At 68.1% G+C, this 6,780-nt stretch carries 8 protein-coding genes and 1 pseudogene; 5 read left to right on the top strand and 4 right to left on the bottom strand.

The features are described 5' to 3' along the window. Positions 1 to 172: 172 nt before the first annotated feature. From HUV01_RS10300 to HUV01_RS10315, 4 genes are all read right to left on the bottom strand, one after another. A complete protein-coding gene (locus HUV01_RS10300) occupies positions 173 to 571 on the bottom strand; it encodes a type II toxin-antitoxin system VapC family toxin (RefSeq protein WP_174298178.1) in 399 nt (132 codons plus the stop codon). Then, the gene (locus tag HUV01_RS10305; RefSeq protein WP_174298179.1) at positions 568 to 804 is read right to left on the bottom strand and encodes an antitoxin; all 237 of its coding nucleotides are present in this window, start codon (positions 802 to 804) and stop codon (positions 568 to 570) included. Before HUV01_RS10305 ends, HUV01_RS10300 begins: the two co-directional genes overlap by 4 nt. 77 nt (positions 805 to 881) lie before the next feature. Then, the gene (locus HUV01_RS10310; RefSeq protein WP_174298180.1) at positions 882 to 1,616 is read right to left on the bottom strand and encodes a hypothetical protein; all 735 of its coding nucleotides are present in this window, start codon (positions 1,614 to 1,616) and stop codon (positions 882 to 884) included. A gap of 147 nt (positions 1,617 to 1,763) precedes the next feature. Continuing rightward, a complete protein-coding gene (locus HUV01_RS10315) occupies positions 1,764 to 2,519 on the bottom strand; it encodes a Crp/Fnr family transcriptional regulator (protein ID WP_174298181.1) in 756 nt (251 codons plus the stop codon). 253 nt (positions 2,520 to 2,772) lie between these two features. Between HUV01_RS10315 and HUV01_RS10320 the strand changes: the two genes are divergently transcribed. The 5 genes and pseudogenes from HUV01_RS10320 to HUV01_RS10340 all read left to right on the top strand — a co-directional run. Continuing rightward, complete coding sequence (locus HUV01_RS10320; RefSeq protein WP_254606559.1) at positions 2,773 to 3,711, top strand: alpha/beta hydrolase; 939 nt, start codon at positions 2,773 to 2,775, stop codon at positions 3,709 to 3,711. 20 nt (positions 3,712 to 3,731) lie between these two features. Then, a complete protein-coding gene (locus HUV01_RS10325) occupies positions 3,732 to 4,208 on the top strand; it encodes a DUF4142 domain-containing protein (RefSeq protein ID WP_254606560.1) in 477 nt (158 codons plus the stop codon). Positions 4,209 to 4,300: 92 nt separating this feature from the next. After that, complete coding sequence (locus tag HUV01_RS15205; RefSeq protein WP_254606561.1) at positions 4,301 to 5,116, top strand: alpha/beta fold hydrolase; 816 nt, start codon at positions 4,301 to 4,303, stop codon at positions 5,114 to 5,116. Continuing rightward, positions 5,113 to 6,213: an L-dopachrome tautomerase-related protein gene (locus tag HUV01_RS15210; protein WP_174298182.1), complete on the top strand. Its 1,101-nt coding sequence runs from the start codon at positions 5,113 to 5,115 to the stop codon at positions 6,211 to 6,213. Before HUV01_RS15205 ends, HUV01_RS15210 begins: the two co-directional genes overlap by 4 nt. Before the next feature lie 7 nt (positions 6,214 to 6,220). Next, positions 6,221 to 6,780: pseudogene (locus tag HUV01_RS10340) on the top strand (catalase); the annotation flags it as partial.

The raw sequence follows: 6,780 nt of genomic DNA on the forward strand, positions 1-6,780 counted from the left end.
ACATCGCATCCAACGCTATCTCAGCTACGGTAAACGAGCTCACGTCTTGAGAACGCGCCAACGATCTGCTAATATTATTCGATCAAGCCATCGAATTGTGATGACATAATGTCGATTATCGGATTTTTGCGCTCACCCATTTAGATTTGTCACCCCTGCGCGAGAGGTGGCTTCACGCCGCCGCCCAATCCTCGACGCTCAGCCCCGCGACGCGCTCGAACTCGCGTGTGTTGGCGGTGACGACGATCAGCCCGCGGGCGCGCGCCTGCCCCGCAATCAGCAGGTCGTAGCCGCCGATCGGCAGACCCACCGCCGCCAGCTCAGCGCGGAGACGGCCCGCCTCGCGCGCATCGTCGAGGTCGAGGTCGAGCACCGGGAAAGCCAGCGCGTCGACCTGCGCGAGATTATGCTCGACGCGGGCTGAGCGGTACGCGCCCCAGTAGAGCTCGTGTAGCACCACCGCCGATACCGCGACGTCACCTGGCGACTGCTGGCGCAGCCGCTGCGCGACAGTGCCGCCGGGGTCGCGCAGCACAGCAATGACCGCGTTGGTGTCGAGCGAGTAGGTCACGGCGCGTCGAACAGCGCCCGCGGCTGCGGCGGCAGCTGATCGCGACCCTCGTCGAGAAAGTCGGCGTCGACCGGCTGCAGACGGTCGAGCCACGCCCAGCTGACCGGCAGCGGCTCGAGCACCACCGCCGCGCCCGCTCGCCGGATGCGAACGGCGTCGCCGTCGATGCGGTACGCGCGCGGCAGCCGCACCGCTTGGCTGCGGCCGGTCCAGAACAGCTTGGCGGTGTCCATGCTTTTGCTCCCGGTGGTAGGCATCAAACATATACGGCGGCCGGCGGGAAAGACCAGTGCGAGATTGCCCGGCGGGCTTAGCCGATCGCCGCCATCAGCTGCGCGCGCATGTCGAGCCCGTCGCGCTCGCGCTCCACCATTGTGTACACCCCCCTACCCTCGCTGGCGGCCTGCCACAGCGCGCCGATTGCGCGCTTGGCGGTGGCGTCGGCGAGCAGGTGGCCGCCCTTGTATTCGACGACCAGCAGGCGACCGTCGGTCAGTTTCGCGACGAAATCGGGATAGGTCCGGCCGGTCGCCGTCGGCAGCCAGAAGGCGTGCGCGTGACCCGCGACGTTGCGCACCCAGAACTCGACGCCAGCAAGGCTGTCGAGCGCCTGCGCGCACCCGAACTCCTCGCCGTCGTCGCGGCCGTCGAACGCCGGCACGCGGTCGGGGCCGAGGAAATGGCGATTGAACTGCCACGCGCCGCGATACGTCGGCACCCCGTCGAACATGCCGTCGCTGAAGGCGAAGCCGGCGTGGAACGAGAGCGCGGGCCGCGCGCCGGCGGCGAACAGGCACGTCTGATAAGCCCGCGCCCGCTCCGCCGCGCGGATGGCCGCCAGTCTCTCCTTCAGCTTGCGCGCCAGCACGAAGCGGCAGCGCATAAGCGTCGCCAGCGAGATCGCCCGCGGCCCCGTCAAGTGGCGGACGACCGCGGCGAGCCATGCGATCAGCTCACCCTGCCCGATGCCGGGGTCGCGAACCTGCCGGTCGAGCAGGCGGACCAGTCCCGCCTCGGTCCAAGCATCGACCGCCACATCGAGCATCAGCTGGTCGGCGCGGTCGCCGTGACCGACGACGAGGCGGTCGCCGCTTCTGCGCTTCCTGAAAGCGGACGTACGTTCACCTCTTTACAGCCGCGCTCCCTCAAATGATCATGTGCGCTTCTACCGCTTCAAGATCAGGATTGAAGATCAGCTTCTGATCAAGCGCTCGTACTCGGCCTCGGCTCGGCCGTACGTTGTGTCGGCGAAGACGATCAGCGCGGTACGGTCGCGTATCGACAGCCGACCACGAAGGCTACGGATGGTTCCGCTTCCCTCGAGCTGATGCAGCGCGTCCGTGATGCTGGCGCGGCGCACGCCCAGCATGGCGCTGAGCTCGTCATGGGTTATGGCCAAATCATCGCCTTCGATCCGGTCGTGGTACAGGAGTAGCCACCTCGCGAGGCGCTGAGCGACCGATTGGAGGAGATTGGAGGCGATCGTCTCTGCCATCTGCAGGACGAACGCCGAAGCATAGCGCAAGAGCATCTCGCGCAGCATCGGGCTGGCATCTAGCGCGCGGTGAAGATAGACGACGCTGATCTCAAGCGCCGTTGCGTCGGGACCGCGAGCAACGACTTCATGGGGCCAGCGGTCGTTTCCCATCAGCGCCGGCCATCCCGCGAAACCCTCGCGTCCCAATAGACCGACGGCCACGCGGCGATCGTCGGGCAGCACATTCACGAAGCCGGCGATGCCGCCTTCCGGAAAGCAGACTTGTTCGATCTCGGCGCCGCTCTCACCCAGCCGGCTGCCGCTCGCCATCTTCACGCGCCGGAGGTGCGGTTGGAGCAGCGCGTAAGCGTCGCCGGGCAAAGCGCGAAGGAGCAAGTTGCCGGCGTCATCCTGCGAGGGGCCGGCCAAGCCAATGGCCTGCTTGGCCAGGGCGATGAGTGGTTGGTCCATCGCCCATTCCCCAAGGCGGCCGGCCTTCGCGCGCTGCCGTACCGCAACCGCTCGCGACGCGACCGGTTATGAGCCGTGCATAAACAGGGAAACATCGATGGTCCAATCACTTCGCACCGGCGGCTTGCTCGTGACAATGGCGCTGCTCGGGACGGCATCGGTCGCCGTCGCGCAGTCAACGACATCGCCGAACGCGTCGCCTCCGCCTCCCCCACCGCCGATCGCGTCGCAGCCCGCGAAGGCATCACCCGATATGCAGGCGGTTCTCGATGCCCTCGCGGCACTCGGTCCCAAGCCGATCGAGACGCTGACGCCGGTCAAGGCGCGGATCCAGCCTGCGTTCCCGGACGCGTTGCACGCCGTCATGCGGCGGCAGGGCCAGTCGACCGCGCCCGATCCCGCCGTGACCACGCAGGATTTACCCTACGGGTCTGATCCGATGCAGTATGCACGGGTGTACCGGCCGGCCGGCGGCGGGACCAAACTGCCGGTGGTCATCTATTTCCATGGCGGCGGCTGGGTCATCGCCGACGTCAATGCCTACGACGCCGCGCCGCGGCTGATGTCCAAGCAGCTCGGCGCGGTTGTCGTGTCGGTCGAGTACCGCCACGCCCCCGAAGCGAAATTTCCTGCGCAGCACGAGGATGCGGCCGCGGCTTATCGCTGGACGCTACAGAATGCCGGCGGCTGGGGCGGCGACGCCGGCCGGGTCGCCGTCGCCGGCGAGAGCGCGGGCGGCAACCTCGCCGTCGCGACCGCGATCTACGCGCGCGACAACAACCTGCCCGCGCCGGTCCACATCCTCGCCGTATACCCCATCGCCAACAGCGCCACGGACCTGCCGTCGCGGCGGGACTCGGCCAACGCCAAGCCGCTCAATGCCGCGATGCTCAAGTGGTTCGGCTACTTCTACACGAGCAGCATGGCCGACATGCAGGACCCGCGGATCAACCTCGTCGGTGCCAACCTGCGCGGGCTGCCGCCGACCACCATCGTCAACTCCCAGATCGATCCCCTCCGCTCGGACGGCGAGACGCTGGCGGCGGCAATGCGCTCGGCCGGCGACCGCGTCGAGCAGCGCACCTTTCCCGGGGTGACCCACGAGTCGTTCGGCATGGGGAAGGTGGTGCGCGGCGCCTACGACCAGGAGAACTTCGCCATCGGGCGGCTCAAGACCGCCTTCGCCCGCTGAGCCTTTCAGGAGTAGCCGAGATGAAGACTGCCCTCATAATCTTTTCCATGCTCGCCGCCGCTCCTGCGGCGGCGCAGGTCATGGCACCCGCCGAGTACGTGAACACCGCCGGCGCGAGCGACCTATACGAGCGCCAGTCGAGCCAGATCGTGCTGCAGACGACGCAGGACCCGAAGGTTAGGCAGTTCGCGCAGCAGATGATCGCCGAGCACACAACGAGCACCGCCGACGTCAAGGCGGCCGCCGCGCGCTCGCGCGTGCCTGTGGCACCCCCGGCGCTGATGCCGGCCCAAGCCGAGCTCATCGCCCAGCTCCGCGCCGAGAGCGGGCCGGCGCGTGACGCGATCTACCTTGCGCAGCAGAAGGCGTCGCACAACCAGGCACTCGACGTGCAGAAGGCCTACGCCATGGACGGCACCGCGCCGGCGCTCAAGGCCGCCGCCGGCAAGATCGTACCGGTAGTCGAGAGCCACATCGCTATGCTCAAGGCGATGTGATCTTGGCTCGGCGAGCCGGACCGACGCGGACGATCGACGCCGGCGACCTTGCGATCGCCTTTGACGAGCACGGTCCGGCCCATGGCGACGCTGTGCTGCTGCTCCACGGCTGGCCGGATGACGCCTCGACCTGGGACGACGTCGCGCCCTCTGTCGCCGGCGCCGGGTACCGCGTGCTCGTCCCCACGCTGAGAGGCTTTGGCGCCACGCGCTTCCGCAACGGTGCTTCGCCGCGCACGGGCAACAGCGGCATTCACGCCATCGACATGATGGCGCTGATGGACGCGCTCGGCATCGAGCGCTTCTCGGTCGCCGGTCACGACTGGGGTTCGAACATTGCTGAAGCCTTGGCCGTCGGCTGGCCCGACCGGGTCGAGCGGATCACCATGCTGTCCACGCCGCCGCGGCTCGGCGGCATGCCGACGCCTACGTTCGAGCAGGCCCAGCTCTACTGGTACCACTGGTTCATGGCGACCCCGCGCGGCGAGCAGGCGGTGCGCGCCGACCCCCACGGCTTCGCCCACATCCACTGGGAGAACTGGGCACCCGCAGACTGGTTCGACGAGGCGACCTTCCGGCGGGTCGCCCGGTCGTTCGACAACCCCGACTGGATCGATGTGACCCTGCACAGCTACCGGTCGCGCTGGGAGAATGCCGCGCCCGATCCGCGCAGCGAGTGGCTCGAGACCAAGATCAAGGCAACGGCGACGCTGTCGCTGCCGACGCTGTTCATCAAGGGCGACGTCGACGGCGTCACGCGCCAGGAAAGCTTCGCGACCGTGCCGAAGAAGTTCGACGGGCCATTCGAGATGGTCGGCCTGCCCGGTGTCGGCCACTTCCCGACCCGTGAGGCTCCCGCGAAGGTGGCAGACCTTCTCATCCACTTCCTCAACGGAGACCGTCCTTGAAGACGAGATATTGGCTCGCGGCAGCCGGCCTCGCGGTCACAGCCGCCACCGCCGCCGCCGCGGCCGGTGCCGCGCCCGTGCTGACGAGGGTGGCGGCGTTCGACCACCAGGCGACCGGGGTTGCGGTGACGGCAGACGGCCGCCGCTTCGTTAATTTCCCGCGCTGGACCGAAGACGCCCCGGTGTCGGTCGCCGAGGTGATGCGCGACGGTTCGCTCCGTCCCTATCCCGACGCGCATTGGAACGAGTGGCGCAACGCCCGGGCCAACGACCTGCCGGTGGCCGATCACTTCGTCTGCGTGCAGTCGATCGTGCCCGACGGGCAGGGCAACCTGTGGGTGGTCGACCCCGGCGCACCGGGCAACGAGAAGATCCTCGAAGGCGCGCCCAAGCTGGTCAGGATCGATCTCGCCACAAACCAGGTGACCAAGATCATCGCCGTCCCCGGCGACGTCGCGCTTCAGGGCACCTACCTCAATGACATCCGCTTCTCGCCCGACGGCCGCTTCGGCTACATCACCGACAGCGGCACGCGCGGCGCGATCATCGTGGTCGACCTGCAGAGCGGCACGAGCTGGCGCACGCTCGACGGCAGCCCGACGACCCAGGTCGACAAGACGGTCAAGGTGACGCTCGACGGCCGCCCGCTGGTCCGGCCCGACGGCCGCCAGCCGACCTTCGCCGCCGACGGCATCGCCATCTCGAACGACGGGAGGATGCTCTATTGGCAGGCGCTCACCGGCCAGACACTCTATGCGATCGATACTGCCCTCCTGCGCGACGGCGTGAGCGACCAGGACCGCGCCCGGGCGGTCAGGACCGTGGCGCGGACGCAGGTGACCGACGGCCTGTGGATGAGCAAGGCGGGCACGCTCTACCTGACCTCTCCGACCGACTATTCGATTAAGCGGCTGAACGGTGCAAGCGTCGAGACGGTGCTCACTGACAGGCGCCTGCGCTGGCCCGACACGTTCGGCGAGGGGCCGGACGGCCGCATCTACGTTACCGCCAGCCACATCCAGGACACGGACTGGTTCAAGCCCGGCGCGCCGCCCGCGGTGCGCACCGAACTCTTCTCCTTCACCCCCGCCCGCTGAGGTTTCCATGACCTATCTCCGCTACCGCCCCGACATCGAGCAGCCCGAGCCAAAGGAGCAGGAGACAATCGACGGCATCATCCGCGGCATGACCCAGCAGAGCGAGACGGTCGAGAAGCGCGAGCATCACGCGGTTCGGGCCAGTCATGCCAAGTCGAGCGCGCTCGTCACCGGCACTCTTGAGATATCGGCGGGCCTGCCGCCCGAGCTGGCGCAGGGTCTGTTCGCGACGCCCGGCCGCCATCCCGTCGCGGTCCGCTTCGCGCAAGGGCCTGGCGAGACACTCGACGACCGCGTCTCGACGCATCGCGGCATGGCGATCAAGGTCTACAACGTTCCCGGCGACAAGCTCGCTGAGCACGATGCCGCCACACAAGATTTCGTCCTGGCCAGCGGGCCGACCTTCCCGTCGGGCACTGCCGCGGGCTTCCTGCGCGACGGCAGTGTGATCGGCAAGTCGGCCAGTCTGCCCGAAGGGGTCAAGAGCGCTGTGTCGGCGACGGCGCGCGGCTTCAACCGCCTGCTCCATGCCTTCGGCACCGAAAGCCCGAAGGCCGACTTCTTCGG

It is taken from the genome of Sphingomonas bacterium (genome assembly GCF_903643035.1).
GTDB lineage: Bacteria > Pseudomonadota > Alphaproteobacteria > Sphingomonadales > Sphingomonadaceae > Sphingomonas.